This window comes from Streptomyces albipurpureus, assembly GCF_023701525.1.
Classification (GTDB): Bacteria; Actinomycetota; Actinomycetes; order Streptomycetales; family Streptomycetaceae; genus Streptomyces; species Streptomyces albipurpureus.
Window position 1 is genome coordinate 168,650 of the sequence record NZ_JAMQAW010000030.1, and the last position, 22,297, is coordinate 190,946.

Sequence of the window (22,297 nt, forward strand, 5' to 3'; positions counted from 1 at the left end):
GAGGAATCCCTAGAAGGGGGGCTCGTCCGAGTAGCCGCCGCCAGAACCACCGGAGTTTCCGGAGCTTCCGCCCCAGCTGCCTCCGCTGCCACCCTGCTGCTGTCCGCCGCTGGCCGGGGCGCTGGAGGCCCAGGGGTCGTCGGCAGGTGCACTGCCACCGCCCTGCTGGCCGCCGGAGCTTCCGCCCCAGCTGCCTCCGCTGCCGCCCTGCTGCTGTCCGCCGCCGCCGTAGCCACCCTGTCCACCGCGACCGGTGGTCTTGGTGACCTTGGCCGTGGCGTTCTTGAGGCTGGGGCCGACTTCTTCGACGTCCAGCTCGTAGACCGTGCGCTTAACGCCCTCGCGGTCGTCGTAAGACCGCTGCTTCAAACGGCCCTGCACGACGACGCGCATTCCGCGCTGAAGCGACTCTGCGACATTCTCCGCCGCCTGACGCCAGACCGAGCAGGTCAGGAACAGGCTGTCGCCGTCCTTCCACTCATTGGTCTGCTTGTCGAACATGCGGGGAGTGGACGCGATACGGAACTTCGCGACCGCCGCACCAGACGGGGTGAAGCGCAGCTCGGGGTCGTCGACGAGATTGCCGACGACCGTAATGACGGTCTCGCCTGCCATGGGTGAACCTCTCGGCGGGGATTGCTTCTGGCTGCTTGCTGCTACTCGAACCCGATGCCCTCTGAGCTAGTCGCTCAGTGGGTCTCGGGACGAAGGACCTTGGTCCGGAGGACCGACTCGTTCAGGTTCATCTGGCGGTCGAGCTCCTTGACGACCGCAGGCTCGGCCTGCAGGTCGATGACCGAGTAGATGCCCTCGGGCTTCTTCTTGATCTCGTAAGCGAGACGACGACGGCCCCAGGTGTCGACCTTCTCGACCTTTCCATTGCCCTCACGGACAACGGAGAGGAAGTTCTCGATCAGGGGAGAGACAGAGCGCTCCTCCAGATCGGGGTCGAGGATGACCATCACCTCGTAGTGACGCATGTGGAACCCACCTCCTTTGGACTCAGCGGCCACGGTCGTTCCGTGGCAGGAGGGTCGTGATGCGTAAGCAACAGTGCCTTCAGTCAACCAGCCGCCACTGACAATCGCGGGGCGATCCTCTCCGGCCTGGCCAGAGACTCGACAGACACTGGTGCAGACCGTACAGAGTACCCGTTGAGATGCGTCCGGTTGAAATCCAGTGGGGATGAGACGCAATCTGTACACATCGGGTGTGCGCGGCACTACGATGCGCCGCGCTCCGGCAACGCCAGGAGGTGCTTCATGGCACAGGCAATGCGACGTCAACCGTCCACGACCTCTCTCCTTGCCACGGACGGAAAGCCCCACCCCCTCCAGGACACTCTGGTCGCGGTGACGCTGGTACTGGGACTTCTCGCCTTTGTCACGGCGATGTTCCACCATCTGCACCTGCTGAGCTCCTGGGCGGGGCTGGTAGGAATCCTCACCGGCGGCTACGGACAGTTCATCTCGGTGACAACCCGCGAACGCACCGCGTTGATCATCGGCCTTGGCCTGTCCGCCATCGGTTTCTTCCTCGGTATGGCCCACGGTGGCCTTTTCGGCGGAGTCGTCGGCTGAGCCGAGGGGAGCGTCGGCCGCCGGGACATGCCGGCGGCCTCCCATAGGACGCCGCACAGCCATTCGGGGCGCTCCCCCAGCGCAGTAGGCTTCGGCGCGAGAGCCGGAGCCCCTGACCCATGGGGACATACCTGCTGAGGAGCGCCCCACATGAGCCTGACCCTGAGGACCATCAGCCGAGAGCAGCATCTGGCGTATATCCAGTCGCTGCCTTCGGCAAGTCACTGCCAGGTCCCGGCATGGGCCGATGTGAAGACGGAATGGCGCTCGGAGAACCTTGGGTGGTTCGACAAGAACGGCCAGCTCGTGGGCGCTGGTCTGGTGCTGTACCGCCAGCTCCCGAAGATCAAGCGGTATCTCGCCTATCTGCCCGAGGGCCCGGTGATCAACTGGTACGCGCCCAATCTGGATGAGTGGCTCCAGCCGATGCTCGCCCATCTCAAGCAGCAGGGCGCCTTCTCCGTGAAGATGGGTCCGCCGGTGGTCATCCGCCGCTGGGACGCACCGGCGATCAAGGCAGGCATCCAGGATCCGGACGTCAAGCGGCTCCGGGACGTGGAGGCCACGCATATTGAGCCGCGCGCCTTCGAGGTCTCCGACCGGCTGCGGAAGATGGGTTGGCAGCAGGGCGAGGACGGCGGCGCCGGCTTCGGCGATGTCCAGCCGCGGTACGTCTATCAGGTCCCCCTGGCGAACCGATCGCTCGACGATGTCCTCAGGGGCTTCAACCAGTTGTGGCGACGCAATATCAAGAAGGCCGAGAAGGCCGGCGTCGAGGTCGTCCAGGCCGGCTACCACGATCTTGAGGAATGGCAGCGGCTCTATGAGATCACCGCGATCCGCGACCGCTTCCGCCCGCGCCCTCTCTCCTACTTCCAGCGTATGTGGCAGGTCCTCAACGCCGAAGACCCCAACCGAATGCGGCTGTACTTCGCTCGCCACAACGGAGTGAACCTGTCCGCGGCGACGATGCTCGTCGTCGGTGGGCATGTCTGGTACTCCTATGGGGCGTCGGACAACATCGGCCGTGAGGTCAGGCCCTCGAACGCGATGCAGTGGCGGATGCTGCGCGATGCCTACGCCATGGGTGCGACCGTCTACGACCTGCGCGGAATCAGTGATTCCCTGGATGAGACCGACCATCTCTTCGGACTGATCCAGTTCAAGGTCGGCACCGGCGGAGAGGCGGTCGAGTACGTCGGTGAGTGGGACTTCCCGCTCAACAAGCTGCTGCACAAGGCCCTGGACATGTATATGTCGCGCCGCTGAGGCGCACCGCGCCGCTGGGGTCTTGCTCACCCACGCCGTAACCTCGTAGATCTCGTACACACCCCTGATACACCGCAGCCACCAGAAAGGTTCCGGGCCGGCCCATGGCGCTCTCCCTCTACGTCGACACCACGCGCTGGCGGGCGCACCAGAAGTCCGTGATCGACCAGTTCCCCAGTCTGGTGCCGGTCTGCAAGGGAAACGGCTATGGCTTCGGTCATGAGCGACTCGCCGAAGAGGCGTCCCGATTCGGCTCCGACATGCTGGCCGTCGGCACCACCTACGAAGCCGCCCGCATCAAGGACTGGTTCAGTGGCGACCTTCTCGTCCTGACGCCCTTCCGCCGCGGTGAAGAGCCGGTTCCGCTGCCCGACCGCGTTATCCGCTCGGTCTCATCGGTCGATGGTGTGCACGCCCTGGTGGGCGCCCGTGTCGTCATCGAGTGCATGAGCTCCATGAAGCGCCACGGCGTTCTGGAGCAGGACCTGGGGCAGTTGACGGCCGCCATAGAGGATGTGCGGCTGGAGGGTTTCGCCCTCCATCTGCCGCTGGACCGCACGGACGGCTCCGACGCGGTCGAAGAGGTCATCAGCTGGATGGACCGGCTCCGGGCCGCACGGCTGCCGCTGCACACCATGTTTGTCAGCCATCTGAAGGCCCAGGAACTGGGCCGGCTGCAGCAGCAGTTCCCGCAGACCCGGTTCCGCGCCCGTATCGGCACCCGACTCTGGCTCGGCGACCATGACTCGACGGAGTACCGCGGTTCCGTGCTTGACGTCACCCATGTCTCCAAGGGCGACCGCTTCGGCTACCGCCAGCAGAAGGCCGCGTCCGATGGCTGGCTGGTCGTCGTCGCCGGGGGAACGTCCCATGGGGTGGGGCTGGAGGCTCCCAAGGCGCTGCATGGGGTGATGCCCCGGGCCAAGGGGGTCGCTCGCGCCGGCCTGGCGACGGTCAACCGGAACCTGTCGCCCTTCGTCTGGGCGGGCAAGCAGCGCTGGTTCGCCGAGCCCCCGCACATGCAGGTGTCCATCCTCTTCGTGCCGTCGGACGCCCAGGAACCCCGGGTGGGCGATGAGTTGGTGGCGCACCTACGGCACACCACCACCCAGTTCGACCGGCTCGTAGACCGCTAGCCCCCGCAGGGACCCTCAGAACGAATTGCCGGTGGCTCCGAGGGTCCCGTCGATCTGACCGAACCGCAGCCCATGGGGCCCCGGGGCACCAGGGCCCCGGAGAGTGGCTAGAACCGTCCCCCCTGGCCGCCCCCGCCGCCCCATCCGCTCTTCTCGGATGAGGTGCCCCAATCGACCTTGGCCCCCTCGACCACCTCGGCCGAGGCCAGTTCCCGCCCCCGTCCCAGGGTGAACACATCCGGCGCGCCGTCGAACACCCCGCCCGACGGGTCATCCGAGCCGTCCTGGCGTACCCCGTCCCGTTCCGGCATCAGGATGTCCCGCACCACCATCGCGCACAGGTACAGCGTCCCCAGCAGGTGCAGGGCGATCACCACCTGATAGCCCTCGGGCGGCAGCCCCTGCTGCTTACCGCTCGTCGTGTACGAGAGGTACATCCAGATCCCGAGGAAGTACATGACCTCGCACGCCTGCCAGATCAGGAAGTCCCGCCACCGGGGTCGGGCGAGGGCGGCAAGCGGAATCAGCCACAGGACGTACTGCGGTGAGTAGACCTTGTTGGTGAGGATGAACGCGGCGACCACCAGGAACGCGAGTTGGGCGAACCGGGGCCGGCGAGGGGCGGCCAGGGTGAGCGCTGCCACACCGGCGCAGGCGAGCAGCATCAGCAACATGGCGTAGTTGTTCACCGTCTCGACATCGATCGATGCCTCGGTGCGTTGGGTGATGATCAGCCAGAACGAGCCGAAGTCGATCTGTCGCTCCTGGCTGAAGGTGTAGAACTTCTTCCACCCTTCCGGTGCCAGCACCATCACCGGCACATTCACCACCAGCCAGGCAGCTGCCGTCCCGAACCCCGCATAGGCGAACTCCCGCCATCTGCCGGTGCGCCAGGCCAGGAGGAAGAGCGGACCGATCAGCAGGACCGGATAGAGCTTGGCCGCCGTCGCCAGCCCGATGAGGATGCCGAACGCCAGCGGCCTTCCACGGGACCACATCAGCATCGCGGCCGCGGTGAGCGCCACGGCGAGCAGATCCCAGTTGATGGTGGCGGTGAGGGCGAGGGCGGGTGCCAGGGCGACCAGGAGCGCGTCCCAGGGCCGACGGCGGTGGGTGCGGGCAACGCAGACAGCGAGGATCGCGGTACAGATCATCAGCATGCAGGCATTGATCATCCAATAGACCTGCTCCTGATGCTGTAGGGAGCCCTCGGCAAGATTCAGCCAAGAAGCCACCTGCATAAAGAGCCCCGTCAGCACGGGGTACTCCAGGAACTCCATATCGCCCGAAAGCCGATCGAAGTACGGGATAAGCCCTTCCGAGAAGCCGCGCCCCCGATAGAGGTGCGGGATGTCGGAGTAGCAGGCGTGGGTGTACTGCGAGCTGGCACCTCGGAACCACGCCCAGTTGTAGCAGGGCATCTTCTGCACCATGCCCAGCGCGAACATGCCGATGGCCACCAGGGCCACGACCCGTACGGGGGTGAGCGGGCTGGTACTGCGCCGCAGGGCCCAGCGGCCGAGGGGACCCCCGATCAGTTCGCTGCCGGAGGCCGCGATGGGGTCCTGTCGGGTGGGTCGCACATCCGGCCGGTCTTGGTTCACGCTCGTCTTCTCTGCGCTGGGCATGGTGCTCATCCTGCCGTACGGCTCCGAATACGCCGCCACGGTCGGCGAACCCGAAGGAGCCACCCCCAGCCCTCGGCCCAGGGGGTCGGCGTGCTCCCGAAAGCACCGCGCCCCTGCCCGCACCCGCCTGCGACGCTCCCCAGCCGGTGCACAACCCATGCCCCGTCAACGCAGGAGTGCCTCACACCAGCCACTGCCGGTGTGAGGCACTCCTAGCGGGAATTCTCAGGTCCTAGCCGTCGGGGCCCCCGAGCCATCCGCCGCCCTTGCCGCTGTTGACCCCTGGAGAAGGCGATGGGCTCGGGCTGGGATCGACTCCCCCGTCGCTGTCACCGCTGCCGTTACCGCTGCCGCTTGCGCTGCCATTGCCGCTGCCGTTGCCGTTGCCCCCGGGGTCGCCGCCTTCGGTGCCGCCGAGTTCCCCGCAGTCCAATCCCCACGGGTCACACGACTTACTCGGGGATGTGGAGGGCGACGGAGAGGGCTCCTTGCTCGCTGAGGGGGAGGAGCTCTTGCTCGGCTTCTCGCTCGGTTCCTTGGACGGGCTCGGGAGCGGGCTGGGGGGCGGGCTGGAGGCGCCACCACCCCAGACGGCCTCACCGAACGGGCCGGGCTTCGGGAACTGCTTCACCGGCTGTCCCTTGTGCACATCCGACATATACCGCTGCCAGATCTCGGACGGGAAGGACGATCCATGGATCTTCGCCTTACCGCCGGTTCCGAACATCTCCTGGAAGGCGCGGTTCTTGTTCTTCTCGTTGGAGTCGAGACGGAACATATCGATCGCGGTCGACAGCTGCGGGGTGTAACCCACGAACCAGGCGGACTTGTTGCCATCGGTCGTACCCGTCTTACCGGCGACCGGACGACCGGGGATACGAGCGTTCTTACCCGTGCCCTCGTCCTTGTCCACTACGTCCCGCAGAATGTCGGTCACCGTGTTGGCGATGACCGGGGGAAAGGCCCCGCTCGGCTCGTCCTTGTGCTTGTAGACCGTCAAGGCCCCCTTCTTGACCTCCTGGACGGAGTAGGGGTCGCGCTGCTGGCCATTGGCGGCAAAGGTTCCGTATGCACCTGCCATACGGATGGCGCTGGGGCTGGAGATGCCGATCGAGAACGACGGCACATTCGACTTGTCCAGGGAGGACTCCAGCAGTCCGGCGTTGCTGGCCGCCTCCCGAACCTGCGGGATGCCGATGTCCATACCGAGCTGAACGAAGGGGGAGTTGGCCGAGACGATCATGGCATCGCGAAGATTGATGTTCTTGTACGACTGATCGTTGTCGTTGACCTGCAGCCACTCCTTCCCTTCCTCGTTCCGCCAGACACTGCCGTCATAGCGCTTGATCTTCAGCTTGTTCTTGCCGTTGTAGATGGCCTTGTCGGGATCGACGAGCGTGCGCTCTTCCAGCGACTGGTTCTCGCCGAGTTTGGGATCGCGCACACCGTCTGTCATCGCCGCTGCGAGGACGAACGGCTTGAACGTCGATCCGACCTGGGCACCGGTCTCATTGGCGTTGTTGATGAAGTGCCGGGTGGCATCCTCACCGCCGTATATGGCCACGATCTTCCCGGTGGACGGCTCCACCGAAGCGCCGCCGAACTGCACGAAAGTATCGTATTTAGGGCGCTTCTTTGGGTCGATGTTCTTCTTGTAGACGTCCGCGATGGTCTTTTCGAGCTTTTTGACCTTCGACTTGTTGAACGTCGTGTGGATCTCATAGCCGCCCTGGGCCAGATCCTTGGCGGTAATGCCCCTGTCGTTCTTGCTCAGGAAATTCGCCTTGGCAAGGTCCACCAGATAACCGACCTGCCCACCGAGCTTGGCACCCTTTTTAATGGGCTTCGGCATGGGATATCCGGCCTGGATGTGCTGATCCCGCTCGGCGGAATCGAGATGCCCGTCCTTCACCATCTGGTCGAGGATCCAACTCCACCGCTCGGCGGCCCTCTTGTAGTTCTTCGCCTGGGTCGCCGCCGGGTCGATGTCGATCGCGCCCGCCGGGTCGAAGTACGTGGGGCCTTTCAGCAGCGCGGCGAGAACCGCGCTCTGGCTGGCGGTGAGCTTGTTGGCGTCCGTCTCGTAGTACGTACGGGCCGCCGCCTGGATGCCGTAGGCACCCCGCCCGTAGTACGAGGTGTTCAGATAGCCGGCCATGATGTCGGACTTCTTCACCTGGTTATCGATTTTCATCGAGATGAAGAGTTCCTTGAACTTTCGGCTCAGCGTCTGCGACTGGTCGCGGAGCCGGTTGTTCTTCACATACTGCTGGGTGATGGTGGAGCCGCCCTGGGTCTGGCCTCCCTTGGCCATGTTCACCAGCGCCCGGCTGATGCCCATCGGGTCAATTCCCTCATCACTCCAGAACGTCTTGTTCTCGGCGGAGATGACGGCATTCTGCATATGCAGGGGGATCTGCTCGAAGTCGACGTTCTGCCGGTTGATCTCACCACCGGTGGCGGCCATCTGGGTTCCGTCGTCCCAGAGGTAGACGTTGTTCTGCGCCGTAGCCGCCTTATCCGGGTCCGGCACCCCCACCATGGCGTACGCGACTGTCGCCGCGGCCATCAGTGTGCCGATGAAGCCCAGGCAGATGCCGGTGGCGAGCTTCCACGACGGCACCCAACGGCCCCAGCCGTCCTTGTCGCGCCGTGGATAGTCGATGAGTCGCCGCTTCCCGGGGTCTCCGCCGTACCGGGGTCCATCGGGACCCCGGCCACCACCGCCACCACCACGACGACCGCCCCCGCGGCCACCCGCGCCCGCACCGCTGTCCATCCGTCGGCGGCCACCACCGCCTTGTGCGGCACGACGGCTTTCGGCCCGGCCTCCGTACGAACGGCCTTCCCCCTGTGAGGTGGAATCCCCGTACGACGCGGAGGGCGATTCATCGCCATAGGGCGTGGAAGCCGATCCCGCGCTGGTGCGGTGGGGCGGTGCTGCGCGACGGCCGGATGGCTGCTGGGCAGCGCGCCTGGCAGCCGCCCGCCCGCCACTCTGCGGTTGTGGCGATTTGCGACGGTGCTCGCTCATCGAACGACTACTCCTCGGGCAGGCGAGACGCCTGGAAGCGGCAGTTGAGTTCCGGGCCCCGGTAGTGGATACGGACCAGACCAGACAAAGATCTCATCCGCTGAGTACCCACGGCGTTGACGTCTGGAGGCGTCCCATGGTTCCCGATGGTCGGCATCCGCACAGACTACGCACGGTCAAAGGTCGCCTAGCACTGAAGTTCACCCCAAACCAGGCAAGTTGCTCAACATCAATTGACGATGTGACGCCGTTCACCATGTCCCCCCTTGTCGCACGCCGGACCTGGACCTATCGTGCTGATGTATCGACTCGATACATCAGCACGACATAAGCAGCTGGGCCAGCGAAGGAGGGGATGGTGAGCAGACGCTCAGGCATCCTTGAATTCGCTGTGCTCGGCTTGCTCCGTGAGGCCCCGATGCACGGGTATGAGCTGCGCAAACGGCTCAATACCTCACTGGGAATCTTCCGAGCCTTCAGTTACGGGACCCTCTACCCCTGTCTCAAGACGCTGGTCGCCAACGGCTGGTTGATCGAGGAACCGGGAAGCGCTCCCGAGGACGCCCTGGCGGCTTCACTCTCAGGGCGCCGCGCCAAGATCGTCTACCGGTTGACGGCGGAAGGTAAGGAACACTTCGAGGAGTTGCTCTCGCACACCGGCCCGGACAGCTGGGAAGACGAGCACTTCGCAGCTCGTTTCGCCTTCTTCGGGCAGACGGAGCGCGAAGTCCGGATGCGCGTGCTGGAAGGCCGACGCAGCCGGCTGGAGGAGCGTCTGGAGAAGATGCGCGCCTCACTGGCCCGCACCCGGGAGCGCCTCGACGACTACACCCTTGAGCTCCAGCGACACGGCATGGAGTCCGTGGAGCGCGAAGTGCGCTGGCTGAATGAGCTCATCGAGAGCGAGCGGGCGGGACGGGACCAACGGCGGCCCTCCTCCGACGGCTCGCTTCAGCAGGACAACACATCTGGGTCGATGGACGGCCTGCCTCGGCTCCGGGGTTCCGAGTCCACCGGAGGCACACCTCCAGGGCGCGACACCCCGCCGAATCCGTCCAGCGACACCGTCAACTGAGACCCCGCGGTCCGCAGGGTCCCATCCGAAATATTGAAATCAAACAGGGAGCAACCGGAATGGGTTCGGTTCGCGTAGCCATCGTCGGCGTGGGCAACTGCGCCGCCTCACTGGTGCAGGGCGTCGAGTTCTACAAGGACGCAGACCCGGCCGGCAAGGTGCCGGGTCTGATGCACGTCCAGTTCGGCGAGTACCACGTACGTGACGTTGAGTTCGTCGCCGCTTTCGACGTGGACGCCAAGAAGGTCGGCCTCGACCTCTCGGACGCCATCGGCGCCAGCGAGAACAACACCATCAAGATCTGCGATGTGCCGAACACCGGCATCACCGTGCAGCGGGGCCACACCCTCGACGGTCTCGGCAAGTACTACCGCGAGACCATCGAAGAGTCCCCCGAGACTCCGGTCGACATCGTGCGGGAGCTCAAGGACAAGCAGGTCGACGTTCTGGTCTGCTATCTCCCCGTCGGCTCTGAGGCTGCGGCGAAGTTCTACGCCCAGTGCGCCATCGATGCCAAGGTCGCTTTCGTCAACGCTCTTCCGGTCTTCATCGCCGGCACCAAGGAGTGGGCCGACAAGTTCACCGAGGCGGGCGTACCGATCGTCGGCGACGACATCAAGTCGCAGGTCGGCGCCACCATCACCCACCGGGTGATGGCGAAGCTCTTCGAGGACCGGGGTGTCATCCTGGACCGCACGATGCAGCTGAACGTCGGCGGCAACATGGACTTCAAGAACATGTTGGAGCGGGAGCGCCTGGAGTCCAAGAAGATCTCCAAGACGCAGGCCGTCACCTCGCAGATCCCCGACCGGGACATGGGCGAGAAGAACGTCCACATCGGCCCGTCCGACTACGTGGCCTGGCTCGACGACCGCAAGTGGGCTTACGTCCGCCTTGAGGGCCGCGCATTTGGTGACGTTCCGCTGAGCCTTGAGTACAAGCTTGAGGTTTGGGACTCCCCGAACTCCGCCGGTGTCATCATCGACGCGGTGCGTGCGGCGAAGATCGCCAAGGACCGCGGCATCGGCGGCCCGATCCTCTCCGCGTCTTCGTACTTCATGAAGTCCCCGCCGGTGCAGTACTTCGACGACGAGGCCCGTGAGAACGTCGAGAAGTTCATCGCAGGCGAGGTCGAGCGCTAGTCGCTCGTCTCACGTCAGCAACGCTCAGGCCGCCGGTCATGGTGAACCCTTGATCTCCTGGTGGAACTGAGTAGCCGGTCTTCCCTGACCAGTCGGCACCCATCGCCGACCGTTCATGGCCGAGCTGAACGACCGTGAGGGGTCCCCGGGTCATCCGCCCGGGGACCCTCCGCATGTGTGACGCTTGATCACATGCCTGCCGTACGGGATCTGCGCGTACTTCTGCGCCTGACCAACTTCCGCCGACTGCTGGCAGTACGTCTGCTTTCCCAGTCCGCCGATGGGGTCTACCAGGTTGCCCTCGCCACCTATGTGGTGTTCTCCCCGGAGAAGCAGACCTCGCCCGCGGCCATCGCCTCGGCCATGGCCGTACTGCTGTTGCCCTACTCACTCATCGGCCCGTTCGCCGGAGTGCTCCTTGACCGCTGGGAGCGACGGCAGGTCTTTCTCTACGGGAATCTGCTGCGAGCCCTGCTCGCGAGTAGCACCGCCGTGCTGATCCTGATCTCCGTTCCCGACTGGATCTTCTACGCCTCGGCCCTATCCGTTACCGCCGTCAATCGCTTTGTACTGGCAGGCCTCTCGGCAGCCCTCCCTCGTGTTGTCGACCAGGAACGGCTGGTGACGGCGAACGCCCTCTCCCCGACTGCCGGCACACTGGCCGCGACCGCCGGTGGCGGACTCGCCTTTGCGGTCCGACTGGTCTCGGAGGACTCCGATGCCGCGGTCGTACTTCTGGGAGCAGTGCTGTACCTCTGCTCGGCGCTGGCCTCCCTGCGCATGGGCCGACAGCTACTGGGCCCCGATCCGGAACGCGTCCAGCCTCGACTGACTGCCGCACTCGCCTCCACCGCTCGCGGGCTCAGCGACGGCCTGCGCCACCTCAAGGAGCGCCCGACGGCAGCCCGAGTACTGGCCGCGATGACCTTGATGCGCTTTAACTACGGCGCGCTGACCGTGATGGTCCTCATGCTGTGCCGCTATGCCTGGTACGACAATGAGCAGGACGGCCTTGCACTCCTCGGGATCGCCGTAGCCGTCTCGGGGGCCGGCTTCTTTGCCGCGGCCGTACTGACTCCCTGGGCGATCCATCGATTCGGCCGATATGGCTGGGTGGTCCTCTGCGCAGGAGCGGCGGCCGTCCTTGAACCCGCGCTGGGGCTGTTCTTCGCGCCCGGACCCATACTGATCGCCGCCTTCGTCCTGGGGTTCATCACCCAGGGCTCAAAGATCACCACCGATACGGTCGTGCAGACCTCGGTGGATGACGCCTATCGCGGGCGGATCTTCTCTCTCTACGACGTGCTGTTCAACGTCGCTTTCGTGGGTGCGGCTGCCGTTGCGGCGCTCATACTGCCTCCCGATGGGCGGTCCGTTCAGCTCGTCGTCCTGGTCGCCCTGATCTACGCGGCAATCGCCGTGACCATGAGCCGCTGGAGTCGAGTAGCCGAGAAGGAAGCTCCATAAGGCGCCCATGCGAAGGGGTGATGTTTCACGTGAAACATCACCCCTTCGCTACTCGCCGCCTCGGAGAACCGCCCGAGATGGTGGTCTGGCTCGATGTTTCACGTGAAACATCGAGCCGGACCCGCCTACTCCTGTGTCGCCCACCACTCCTTGAGCGCGGCAATCGCAGCCCCTTGATCCATCGGGCCATTTTCCAGACGTAGCTCCAAGAGGAAGGCGTACGCCTGGCCGATCACCGGTCCGGGACCCACCCCAAGGACTTCCTGGATCTGATTGCCATTGAGGTCAGGCCTGATCGAATCCAGCTCCTCCTGCTCCTTCAGCTGGTCAATCCGCGCCTCAAGCCCGTCATAAGCGTGGGAGAGAGCACTTGCCTTGCGCTTGTTGCGGGTGGTGCAGTCCGAACGGGTCAGCTTGTGCAGTCGAGTCAGCAGCGGACCGGCGTCACGGACATAGCGGCGCACTGCCGAGTCCGTCCACTCGCCGGCCCCATAGCCGTGGAACCTCAGATGGAGCTCCACCAACCGCGAGACGTCCTTGATCATCTCGTTGGAGTACTTCAGCGCGGTCATCCGCTTCTTGGTCATCTTCGCGCCCACCACCTCGTGGTGATGGAAGGAGACCCGACCGTCCTTCTCAAAGCGTCGCGTCCTCGGCTTGCCGATGTCATGGAGCAGGGCGGCCAGCCTCAGCACCAGATCGGGGCCATTCTCTTCAAGATCGATAGCCTGCTCCAGAACGGTCAAGGAGTGCTCGTAGACATCCTTGTGCCGATGATGTTCATCGCTCTCCAGCCGAAGGGCTGGTAGCTCAGGAATCACCTGCTCGGCCAGACCGGAGTCGACCAGGAGCGCCAGGCCCTTGCGGGGGTGCGCGGAGAGGATGAGCTTGTTCAGCTCTTCCCGCACCCTCTCCGCGGAGACGATCTCTAGGCGGTCCGCCATGTCCTTCATGGCGGAGACGACCTCAGGTGCCACCTCGAAATCCAACTGAGCCGCAAACCGAGCCGCCCGCATCATCCGCAATGGATCATCCGAGAAGGACTCTTCCGGCGTGCCGGGAGTCCGCAGCAGCCTGGCGGCAAGGTCCTCCAGACCGTTGTGCGGATCGATGAACTCTTTTTCGGGTAGGGCAACCGCCATGGCGTTCACCGTGAAATCACGGCGTACGAGGTCTTCCTCGATCGACTCGCCATAGGAGACCTCGGGCTTCCGCGATGTCCTGTCGTACGCCTCGGAGCGGTAGGTCGTGACCTCGATCTGATAGCCGTCCTTCTGGGCACCGACGGTCCCGAAGGCAATGCCCACGTCCCAGACCGAATCCGCCCAGGGGCGGATGATCTTCAGTACATCCTCAGGGCGGGCATCCGTCGTAAAGTCGAGATCGTTGCCGAGTCTGCCGAGCAGCGCGTCCCGGACGGAGCCCCCCACCAGCGCGAGGCTAAATCCCGCATCCTGAAAACGGCAGGCGAGGTCGTCGGCGACAGGAGCTACTCGCAGTAGCTGTGTCACCGCGCGTTGTTGCACCTGGTTCAATGCGGTGGGGATGTCTTCATTGGCGTTCGGCACAACAGAAGAGGGTACGTGGCCCTGGCCGTCGAGACGTCCTTCTTTACCTCTGACCCCATGCTGGCCTCGCCCTCAGACGATCGACGTCCCTGAAAATGCCGTCTACCCCGAGTTAGAGCGGTATCCGGCTATCCGTTGCGATCTTGTAAGACACTCCGCGGCACTTCAGCACAGCGCACCTCGTTACCATGCGTGGACGCAATGAGCGACAGCGACCAACGGCAACAGACGACAGGGACGGGCGTGCGCGTGGCCGAGGCGGCAGATTTCCTAGGGGCGTCCCCTTCTCCTGCCCGCCGGTGGTTGCGCCGCACAGCCTCCCTGGTCGCCGGAGTTCCCCTGCTGGCCGTTCTTATGGGCGGGCCTGGAACGTCTCCCGCCCATGCCGACAACGATCCCTCGGGCTCACGCACCGTCGACGTGTCCCTCGACTCGTTCACTCCGGCCGCCCCGGACAAGGACGACACCCTCACCATCTCCGGCACAGTGCTGAACCAGGGCAGGCAGACCGTCACCGACGCGCAGCTTGAGCTGTATGTGGGCCCTCAGCTGCCCGGTAGGACGGCAATCGATCGGGCTGCCAAACGGACCGGTTATGTCGCAGGCGCTGATGGCACCCCCGTCGACGACAAGTACACGGTGAAGCTCCCCAAGCTGGTCTCCGGCATAAGCAGGGACTTCTCGCTGTCGATCCCGGTCGAGGAGCTAGATCTCGAGGCCGACGGCGTTTACCAGCTCGGTGTGGCCCTCCAGGGCAAGACTCCGAACGAGCCCATCGACCAGGTGCTGGGTATGCAGCGGACCTTCCTCCCCTGGCAGCCCGAAGCCCTGGACAAGAAGACCCAGCTCACCTATCTCTGGCCGCTGATCTCCTCCACTCATCTCACTTCGGAGACCGAGGCCGGGTCCGATGAACGGCAGACACCGGTCTTCGCCGATGAGTCGCTGGCCAAGGAGCTAGCGCCGGAGGGCAGGCTCGGCCAGCTGGTCTCGCTGGGCCGGGGGCTTCCCGTCACCTGGGTCATCGATCCCGATCTGCTCGCCACCGTGGACGCGATGACAGGGAACTACCGGGTCAAGAGTGGGGATCGCACGGTCGCGGGAAGGAACCAGACCGTCGCCAATCAGTGGCTGAGCTCGGTCGAAGCAGCAGTCGAGGGCCGCAAGGTGGTGGCGCTGCCCTTTGCCGATCCCGATCTCGCTTCGTTGGCACACCGCGGCAAGGATGTCTCCGGGTCGCTCAGCCATCTCCAGCAGGCCACCAACGTTGCCGCCAGCACGGTGGAAACGATCATCCATGAGAAGCCGTCCACTGATTTCGCCTGGCCCATCGACGGCGCGATCGACACTTCCATCGTGGATGTGGCCACCTCGGCCGGCGCCAGCAAGGTGATCGCCCGTAGCGACAGCCTGCGGGACAATCTGGAGTACACCCCCACCGCCGCGAGGCCGATCGGCGGTGGCACGACCGCCGTCGTCAGCGATGCCCGGCTTTCCAAGGCCTTCCAAGGCGACATGCTGAGCGCCGACAGCTCAACGCTGGCGGTTCAGGAATTCCTCGCGCAGACGCTCGCGGTGACACTCCAGGACCCGGAGAACCGCCGAAGCATCGTGGTCGCTCCGCAGCGAATGCCGACCGTCTCCCAGGCCCAGTCCATGGCGCAGGCGCTCACGGCTCTGAAGCCAGCGCGCTGGACCCAGCCGATCGATCTGCTGGCCGCGTCGGCGGTCAAGCCCGACACCCAGGCCACGACTCAGGTAGCCCCGCCCTCCCGGTACCCCAAGAGCCTGCGGAAGCAAGAACTCCAGGTGCAGGTGTTCCAGGACATCCGGACCACCCAGAACACCCTCGACAAGTTCAAGGTCATCCTCACCCAGATGGACCGGGTCGAGACGCCCTTCGGCCGTGCCATCGACCGTGAGATGTCCACTTCATGGCGAGGAAACCCCACGGGCGCCCAGCTGTACCGGGATGGCGTGCAGAAGAACCTCCAGTCCCTCACCGAGGAAGTGGAGCTGATCGACAAGTCGCAGATCACGCTGTCCGGGCGCAGTGCCACGATCCCGGTCACCGTGCAGAACCGGCTGGTGCAGGGCGTCGACAATCTCGTACTGCGGCTGAGCTCGGACAACGCGGCCCGTCTGAGCCTGGGCGATGACAGGGGCACTGCTGAGCAGCCGATCACCGTGCAGGGCGGCCACAGTCAGTCGGTGAAGTTCGACGCCCTGGCGAACGCCAACGGCCAGGTCAGGATGACGGCCCAGCTCTACACCGAGGACAACAAGCCGTACGGCGAGAAGATGCAGTTCACGGTGAAGGTCTCCGAGATCACCCCCACCGTGATGCTCGTGATCGCCGGAGGTGTGTTGCTGCTCGTCCTCGCGGGCGTGCGGATGTACAGCCAGCGAAAGCGAGCCGCTCTCCTCGACCCGCCGGAGGCCAGGGAGCAGTCCGCGCAGGACGCCGGAGAAGGGGCCGCGCAGGACCCCGAGGGGAACATCGACGGCCCCGATCCCGGGCAGGCGAGTGACCCGACACCGGACACCGAACCGGAAAGCGGCAACCCGTCGGGCCCGGGTGAGAAAGTGGACCGTTGAGCGATGTCGTGGCCGGTCGGCCGGGGACGATGAGGTGGGGTAGCAATGAACGCGCCGTACGACGGTGACCGCGGTCAAGGCGCGGGCGTGGACCCTGATGGCCAGGTCCCGCCGCAGCCCGAACCTGACCCCGGAACCCAGAACCCGTACGCCCAGGATGTCTATGGTCAGGAGCAGTACGCCTACGACTCCTACCCCCATGACCCCTATACGCAGGATGCCTACGCCCAAGATCCGTACCGCACACATGATCTCTCTGCCCAGGACCCGGTGACCGAGGCGCTCTACGATCGCGCATCGCATCCACCGCCGCCTCCGGGCACCTATCAGCAGCCACAGCCCCTCTACCAGCAGCCGCCCGTGGCCCAGTACGCACCCGATCCCCGGGTCTGGGCCCAGACCCCACCACCCGAACCGGACGGTCCATCGCGCCATCTGCCTTATGGCGATGACGCCAGGACCACCCAGTTCACCGGGGTGGACGATCTGGTCACCCGGGCGGGCGATCAGGCGCCGGAACCGGATGCCTTCGCCCATCTCTTCCGGGATCAGCAGACATCCGCGAAGCAGGTTCCCGCGCCCACACCCGAGCCCCTTCCGGCGCCGCCGCCGAAATCCACCAACAAGGCCGGCGGGCTGCTGAAATCCAGCGCCGTCATGGCTGCGGGCACCATCGTTTCGCGGCTCACCGGCTTCCTGCGGACGCTGGTCATGGCGGCGGCCATCGGGGTGGGCACGCTCAATGACTCCTACCAGGTCGCCAATGTCCTGCCGACGATGATCTACGTCCTGGTCGGCGGCGGCGCCCTCAACGCGGTCTTCATCCCCCAGCTGGTGCGGGCCATGAAGAACGACGACGATGGCGGCGAGGCCTACGCCAACCGGCTGCTGACCCTGGTCATCGTGCTGCTCGCGGGTGTCACCACGCTCGGAGTGCTGGCAGCGCCGCTGCTCATCCAGCTCATGTCGGACGAGATCGCGTCCAACCCGCAGCAGATGGAGGTGGCGGTCACCTTCGCCCGCTACTGCCTGCCCACCCTGTTCTTCATGGGCGTCCATGTGGTGCTCGGCCAGATCCTCAACGCCCGAGGTCGCTTCGGCGCGATGATGTGGACCCCGGTCCTGAACAACATCGTGATCATCGCGACCTTCGGTGCCTTCATCTGGGCGTTCGGCAGTTTCACCGAGACCGGAGTCGACAGCTCGACCATCACCGCTGAAGGCGTCCGCCTGCTCGGTATCGGCACCCTGCTCGGACTCACCGTCCAAGCCCTGGCGATGGTGCCCTATCTGCGCGAAGCCGGCTTCAGGATGCGGTTGCGCTTCGACTGGAAGGGCCAGGGCCTCGGCAAGGCGGCAGGCCTGGCCAAGTGGACGTTCTTCTTCGTTCTCGCCAACCAGCTCGGCATGATCGTCGTGACCCAGCTCGCCACCTGGGCCGGCGCCGTGGCCGAGAGGGAGCAGGGCGTCACCGGTGCGGGCATCACGGCATACAACTACGCGCTCCTGCTGTGGCAGATGCCCCAGGCCATCATCACCGTCTCGGTGATGACCGCCGTGCTTCCGAGGATCTCCCGTTCCGCCAGCGACGGCGACGCGGCGGCGGTCCGCGACGACATCTCGCACGGCCTGCGCACCTCTGCCGTTGCGATCGTGCCCTGCGCCTTCGCCTTCCTGGCCCTGGGCGTCCCGATGACCAGCCTGCTGTACGCCGGATCGGGTGAGGAGGGAGCCCGAAACATCGGGTTCATCCTGATGGCGTTCGGTCTGGGACTCATCCCGTACTCCGTGCAGTACGTCGTACTCCGTGGCTTCTACGCGTACGAAGACACCAGGACCCCGTTCTACAACACCGTCATCGTGGCCTTCGTCAATGCGCTGGGCGCGGCCATCAGCTTTGTGGTGCTCCCCGCCCGGTGGGCGGTCGTCGGTATGGCCGCGTCCTACGGATTCGCCTACATGGTCGGCGTCGGTGTCGCCTGGACCAGGCTGAACAAGCGCCTGGGTGGCGATCTGGACGGTCCGCACGTGCTTCGGACGTACGCCCGTCTCTGCATGGCCTCCCTTCCCGCAGCAGCCCTTGCCGGGGCCGCCGCGTACTTCATCACCAAGGCGCTCGGAGGCGGTGCCGTGGGTTCTCTGGCCGCGCTGGTGGGGGGCGGAATCGTCCTGCTGGGAGTGTTCTTCCTCGCGGCTAAGCGGATGCGCATCGAGGAGCTGAATTCCATGGTCGGAATGGTCCGCGGCCGTCTCGGCCGATAGCCGACAGCAGTACCGCACAACCATCGCCGTCCGCTGTGTGTCGTGCATAGCGCCGGACTGTGGGCACAATTGGCATGGCTGTTGGTTTATGCGCAACGGATGGGGAGGCAGGAACGACGGTGGCGGAACGTAGCACGGCTGCCGTCGACGTGGCCGACAACAGCGGAGACGAACCGCTGACCGCGCAGGCGGACAAGGCCACGACCGACGGGGCGGCCCAGACCGAGGACACGGCGGAGCAGGACACGCCGGACGCGGGCAGTGAGCGACAGGGTGCCGAGCCCTCCATCGCCCCGCCCGAGCTGCACAGTGGTCACAAGCTCGCCAGACGCTATCGGCTGGAGGAGTGCGTCACCCGTCTGGACGGTTTCAGCAGCTGGCGTGCTGTGGACGAGAAGCTGCGCCGAGCCGTCGGAGTCCATCTCCTGCCTGCCGACCATCCCCGCGCCCGCTCGGTGCTGGCTGCGGCGCGCTCTGCGGCCCTCCTCGGCGACCCACGCTTTGTGCAGGTACTGGACGCCGTCGAAGAGAACGATCTTGTCTATGTGGTCCATGAGTGGCTACCGGACGCGACAGAGCTGACCGCTCTGCTCGCCATGGGTCCGATGGAACCGCATGACGCCTACCACCTCGTCGACCAGCTCTCCCAGGCCATGGCCGCCGCACACCGCGAGGGCCTGTCCCACCTCCGGCTCACGCCTGGAGCCGTCCTACGCACCTCAACGGGCCAGTACCGCATCCGCGGACTCGCGGTGAACGCGGCCTTGCGCGGCATCACCACCGACCGCCCCCAGCGCGCCGACACCGAGGCGATCGGCGCGCTCCTCTATGCGGCCCTGACCCAGCGCTGGCCCTATGAGAGCAATGCCTACGGACTCTCCGGGCTCCCCAAGGGCGCTGGGCTCCTCCCCCCTGATCAGGTGCGGGCGGGAATACATCGGGGGCTGTCAGAACTGGCCATGAGGGCTCTCGTCAACGACGGCGCAACGGCTTCGCGCCAGGAGCCGGCGTGTACGACTCCCGAGGAGCTGGCCAAGGCAGTCAGCGCGATGCCGCGCATCCGCCCGCCGGAGCCCACCTTCACCTCGCCTCCTGACTATCAGCGAACCACCTACCAGCAGGGCACCTATGGCCGACCGGCCAACCGGCCGGGTCCCATGGCGACCCAGCCGGTGCCCGCCCTTCCCGCACCGCTCGAAAGCCGCGCGGGCAGAGTCCTCAAGTGGACCGTGGCCGCTCTGCTGATCGCGGCTCTGGGGCTCGGTAGCTGGCAGATCGCGGACAAGTTGATCGACCGCGACAACGACCGGGTGGACCCCGGCACCACACAGTCGGAGAACGGCAACAAGAACGAGGGCACCGCCCCGCTCCCCGCGTCGGGGAAACCGATCAGCATCGAGTCAGCCCGAGACTTCGACCCCTTCGGCCAGGACCGCTCCGAGAAGCCCGCCGGTATAAAGAACAGCTACGACGGGGACTCCAGCACCTACTGGAACACCGATGGTTACCGGGGCAAGTCCAACTTCGGCGGTCTGAAGCGCGGTGTCGGCCTCATTCTGGATCTTGGCAAGGCTCAGCAGATCGGCACGGTCAATGTGGCCTTCCTCGGTGGACACACCTCGGTTGAACTACGGGCCGCGTCCGAGCACGCCGGTTCGGAGCCGACCAGCTTCACGGAGTACACCAAGGTGGCCGAGGGTTCCGGAACCAATGTCTCCCTTAAGCCCAGCAAGCCGCTGAAGTCGCGGTACGTTCTGGTCTGGCTGACCGATCTCCCGCGCAGCGGCGAGGGCGATTTCCGCGGCAAGGTCTCGGAGATCAAGATCACCAGCTGACGGCACCAGGGGAGGGGGCTTCAGCGTTGGACGACGCGATACTTCGCGACACCAGCGACCAAGACCTGCTGGACAGCCATGTCGCGGGGAACCCGCATGCCTTCGGTGAGCTGGTGCGCCGGCATCGCGACAGGCTCTGGGCGGTCGCCCTGCGCACCCTGGGGGATCGCGAGGAGGCGGCCGACGCCGTCCAGGACGCCCTCGTCTCGGCGTTCCGGGCTGCCCACACCTTTCGCGGGCAGTCCGCGGTCACCACATGGCTCCATCGGATCACGGTCAACGCCTGTCTTGATCGGGCCCGCAAGGCAGCGTCGCGTAAGACCTCACCCGTGGATGACACCGAGCGACTTGAGCTGCTGCTGGAACCGCATGAGTCCGCCGAGGCCCCAGCAGAGCGCAAGGACCTCAACCGCGAGCTACTCGCCGCGCTGGCAAAACTTCCCGCGGATCAGCGAGCGGCACTGGTGCTGGTGGATATGCAGGGCTATCCGGTCGCGGAGGCGGCCCGCGTCCTCGATGTACCGGTGGGGACGGTCAAGAGTCGGTGTGCCCGTGGCCGGGCCAGATTGCTCCCCATGCTCACTCATCTGCGCGGTGATGCCGGGGGTAAGGATGATCTCAGCGGGGGAAGGAACCGGACGCCGGGGGATTCCGTCCCACCGGAGTCGGGACCAAGGGACGCGGGGTCACATGATCCTGCTGCTGCGAAGGGCGGAGGTGGGCGCGCGTGACATCCACGGCCGATATGACTCAGCACCCGGACGTCTCGGAGATCTCCGATCTAGCCGAGGGGTTGCTACCGCCCGCGCGGAGCGTGGGCCTTCGACAGCATCTCGATGACTGCGCCCTGTGCGCAGATGTCCATGCCTCCTTGGAGGAGATTCGCGGACTGCTCGGCACGCTTCCCGGCGCAACACGGATGCCCGCGGATATCTCTGAGCGTATCGACGCGGCCCTGGCCGCTGAGGCCCTACTGAACTCCACCGCCCCTGATCACCACGCTCATGTTTCACGTGAAACAACGTCGGTCCTGCCACGGCAGGAGCCTCGCCCGGCGGACCGGCCTTCAGGGCAGGCTCGGGGTAAGACCGGCCCGGGCCGCGGCCGTATGGGAAAGCGACGGCGCACAGCGGCGCTGGGAGCCGTCTTCGCCCTGGCCGCCGTAGGCATGAGTGTGCTACTGCTCCAGACGGTCCAATCCACCAACAACGCTGCCGCGGAAAAGAAGGACGCAGCCACCGACTCGGCCGCCGCGGGTGGCGCTCATGACTTTGCCGGCCCTGAACTGGAGAGCACGGTGCGGTCATTGATCGGAGATGGTTCCTCTCTGAAGCGCAGCGTGCCGGAGAGCGATGGCTTCCAGACCAAGGAGGCTCCGACCCCGCCGCGGGCTCTGAAGAGCACCCAGGTGCCGGTCTGTATCCAAAAGGGCACCGGGCGACTGGATGACCCCATCGCGTCCGAGCAGGGAACCCATCACGGCACTCAGGCGTACCTCGTCGTCTTCCCGCATACCTCTGATCCCGCGCAGGTAGAGGCTTATGTCGTGGACGCGGCATGCGTGGACAGCTCGTCCTCGGCCGCAGGGAAGCTACTGCTGGAGAAGCCGTACCCTCGCCCTTGAAGCATTCGCTAGCGCTGCGTGCCACCCCGGGAATGCGAGCCCCTTAGTATCCGTTGGGTGGGGTGAGGAGTCATTGACC

Annotated in this window: 16 protein-coding genes; 11 read left to right on the forward strand and 5 right to left on the reverse strand. The window is 65.5% G+C overall.

Translation table 11 applies throughout. From position 1 onward, the window contains the following. Positions 1 to 9: 9 nt before the first annotated feature. Positions 10 to 615, reverse strand: a complete 606-nt coding sequence (locus NBG84_RS24820) for a single-stranded DNA-binding protein (protein ID WP_250921798.1) — start codon at positions 613 to 615, stop codon at positions 10 to 12. Positions 616 to 689: 74 nt separating this feature from the next. After that, on the reverse strand, positions 690 to 980 hold the full coding sequence (gene rpsF, locus NBG84_RS24825; RefSeq protein WP_093655579.1) for a 30S ribosomal protein S6: 291 nt from the start codon (positions 978 to 980) through the stop codon (positions 690 to 692). A 282-nt stretch (positions 981 to 1,262) separates the two neighbouring features. Here rpsF and NBG84_RS24830 point away from each other — a divergent pair, with 282 nt between their 5' ends. The 3 genes from NBG84_RS24830 (at position 1,263) to NBG84_RS24840 (ending at position 3,985) form a co-directional block, all read left to right on the forward strand. Continuing rightward, on the forward strand, positions 1,263 to 1,580 hold the full coding sequence (locus NBG84_RS24830; protein WP_250921799.1) for a hypothetical protein: 318 nt from the start codon (positions 1,263 to 1,265) through the stop codon (positions 1,578 to 1,580). A 150-nt stretch (positions 1,581 to 1,730) separates the two neighbouring features. Further along, entirely contained in the window at positions 1,731 to 2,849 is a 1,119-nt protein-coding gene (locus NBG84_RS24835; RefSeq protein WP_250921800.1) for a lipid II:glycine glycyltransferase FemX, read from the forward strand. Between the two features lie 104 nt (positions 2,850 to 2,953). Further along, positions 2,954 to 3,985: an alanine racemase gene (locus NBG84_RS24840; RefSeq protein WP_250921801.1), complete on the forward strand. Its 1,032-nt coding sequence runs from the start codon at positions 2,954 to 2,956 to the stop codon at positions 3,983 to 3,985. A 107-nt stretch (positions 3,986 to 4,092) separates the two neighbouring features. Here NBG84_RS24840 and NBG84_RS24845 read toward each other — a convergent pair whose 3' ends face one another. Together NBG84_RS24845 and NBG84_RS24850 are read right to left on the reverse strand one after the other, a co-directional pair. After that, a complete protein-coding gene (locus NBG84_RS24845; protein WP_250921802.1) occupies positions 4,093 to 5,613 on the reverse strand; it encodes a glycosyltransferase family 87 protein in 1,521 nt (506 codons plus the stop codon). A 232-nt stretch (positions 5,614 to 5,845) separates the two neighbouring features. Further along, positions 5,846 to 8,647, reverse strand: coding sequence for a transglycosylase domain-containing protein (locus NBG84_RS24850; RefSeq protein ID WP_250921803.1), 2,802 nt, complete (start codon positions 8,645 to 8,647; stop codon positions 5,846 to 5,848). 358 nt (positions 8,648 to 9,005) lie between these two features. Here NBG84_RS24850 and NBG84_RS24855 point away from each other — a divergent pair, with 358 nt between their 5' ends. The 3 genes from NBG84_RS24855 to NBG84_RS24865 all read left to right on the forward strand — a co-directional run bounded on the left by NBG84_RS24855 (position 9,006) and on the right by NBG84_RS24865 (position 12,331). Further along, entirely contained in the window at positions 9,006 to 9,722 is a 717-nt protein-coding gene (locus NBG84_RS24855) for a PadR family transcriptional regulator (RefSeq protein ID WP_250921804.1), read from the forward strand. Positions 9,723 to 9,781: 59 nt separating this feature from the next. Continuing rightward, positions 9,782 to 10,864, forward strand: coding sequence for an inositol-3-phosphate synthase (locus NBG84_RS24860; RefSeq protein WP_250921805.1), 1,083 nt, complete (start codon positions 9,782 to 9,784; stop codon positions 10,862 to 10,864). Between the two features lie 192 nt (positions 10,865 to 11,056). Next, entirely contained in the window at positions 11,057 to 12,331 is a 1,275-nt protein-coding gene (locus NBG84_RS24865; RefSeq protein ID WP_250921806.1) for an MFS transporter, read from the forward strand. Between the two features lie 125 nt (positions 12,332 to 12,456). Here the strand turns inward: NBG84_RS24865 and NBG84_RS24870 are convergent, their stop codons facing one another. Continuing rightward, positions 12,457 to 13,899 carry a CCA tRNA nucleotidyltransferase gene (locus tag NBG84_RS24870; RefSeq protein ID WP_250921807.1) on the reverse strand — a complete coding sequence of 481 codons (1,443 nt, stop codon included), beginning with the start codon at positions 13,897 to 13,899 and terminating at the stop codon, positions 12,457 to 12,459. Positions 13,900 to 14,148: 249 nt separating this feature from the next. Here NBG84_RS24870 and NBG84_RS24875 point away from each other — a divergent pair, with 249 nt between their 5' ends. From NBG84_RS24875 to NBG84_RS24895, 5 genes are all read left to right on the forward strand, one after another. Beyond that, the gene (locus NBG84_RS24875) at positions 14,149 to 16,497 is read left to right on the forward strand and encodes a DUF6049 family protein (RefSeq protein ID WP_250921808.1); all 2,349 of its coding nucleotides are present in this window, start codon (positions 14,149 to 14,151) and stop codon (positions 16,495 to 16,497) included. Between the two features lie 45 nt (positions 16,498 to 16,542). After that, positions 16,543 to 18,759, forward strand: a complete 2,217-nt coding sequence (gene murJ / locus NBG84_RS24880) for a murein biosynthesis integral membrane protein MurJ (RefSeq protein WP_250921809.1) — start codon at positions 16,543 to 16,545, stop codon at positions 18,757 to 18,759. A 119-nt stretch (positions 18,760 to 18,878) separates the two neighbouring features. After that, on the forward strand, positions 18,879 to 20,594 hold the full coding sequence (locus NBG84_RS24885) for a protein kinase family protein (protein WP_250921810.1): 1,716 nt from the start codon (positions 18,879 to 18,881) through the stop codon (positions 20,592 to 20,594). Between the two features lie 26 nt (positions 20,595 to 20,620). Further along, positions 20,621 to 21,325: an RNA polymerase sigma factor SigM gene (gene sigM / locus NBG84_RS24890; protein WP_250921811.1), complete on the forward strand. Its 705-nt coding sequence runs from the start codon at positions 20,621 to 20,623 to the stop codon at positions 21,323 to 21,325. Further along, entirely contained in the window at positions 21,322 to 22,218 is an 897-nt protein-coding gene (locus NBG84_RS24895) for an anti-sigma factor family protein (protein ID WP_250921812.1), read from the forward strand. Before sigM ends, NBG84_RS24895 begins: the two co-directional genes overlap by 4 nt. Positions 22,219 to 22,297 lie beyond the last annotated feature (79 nt).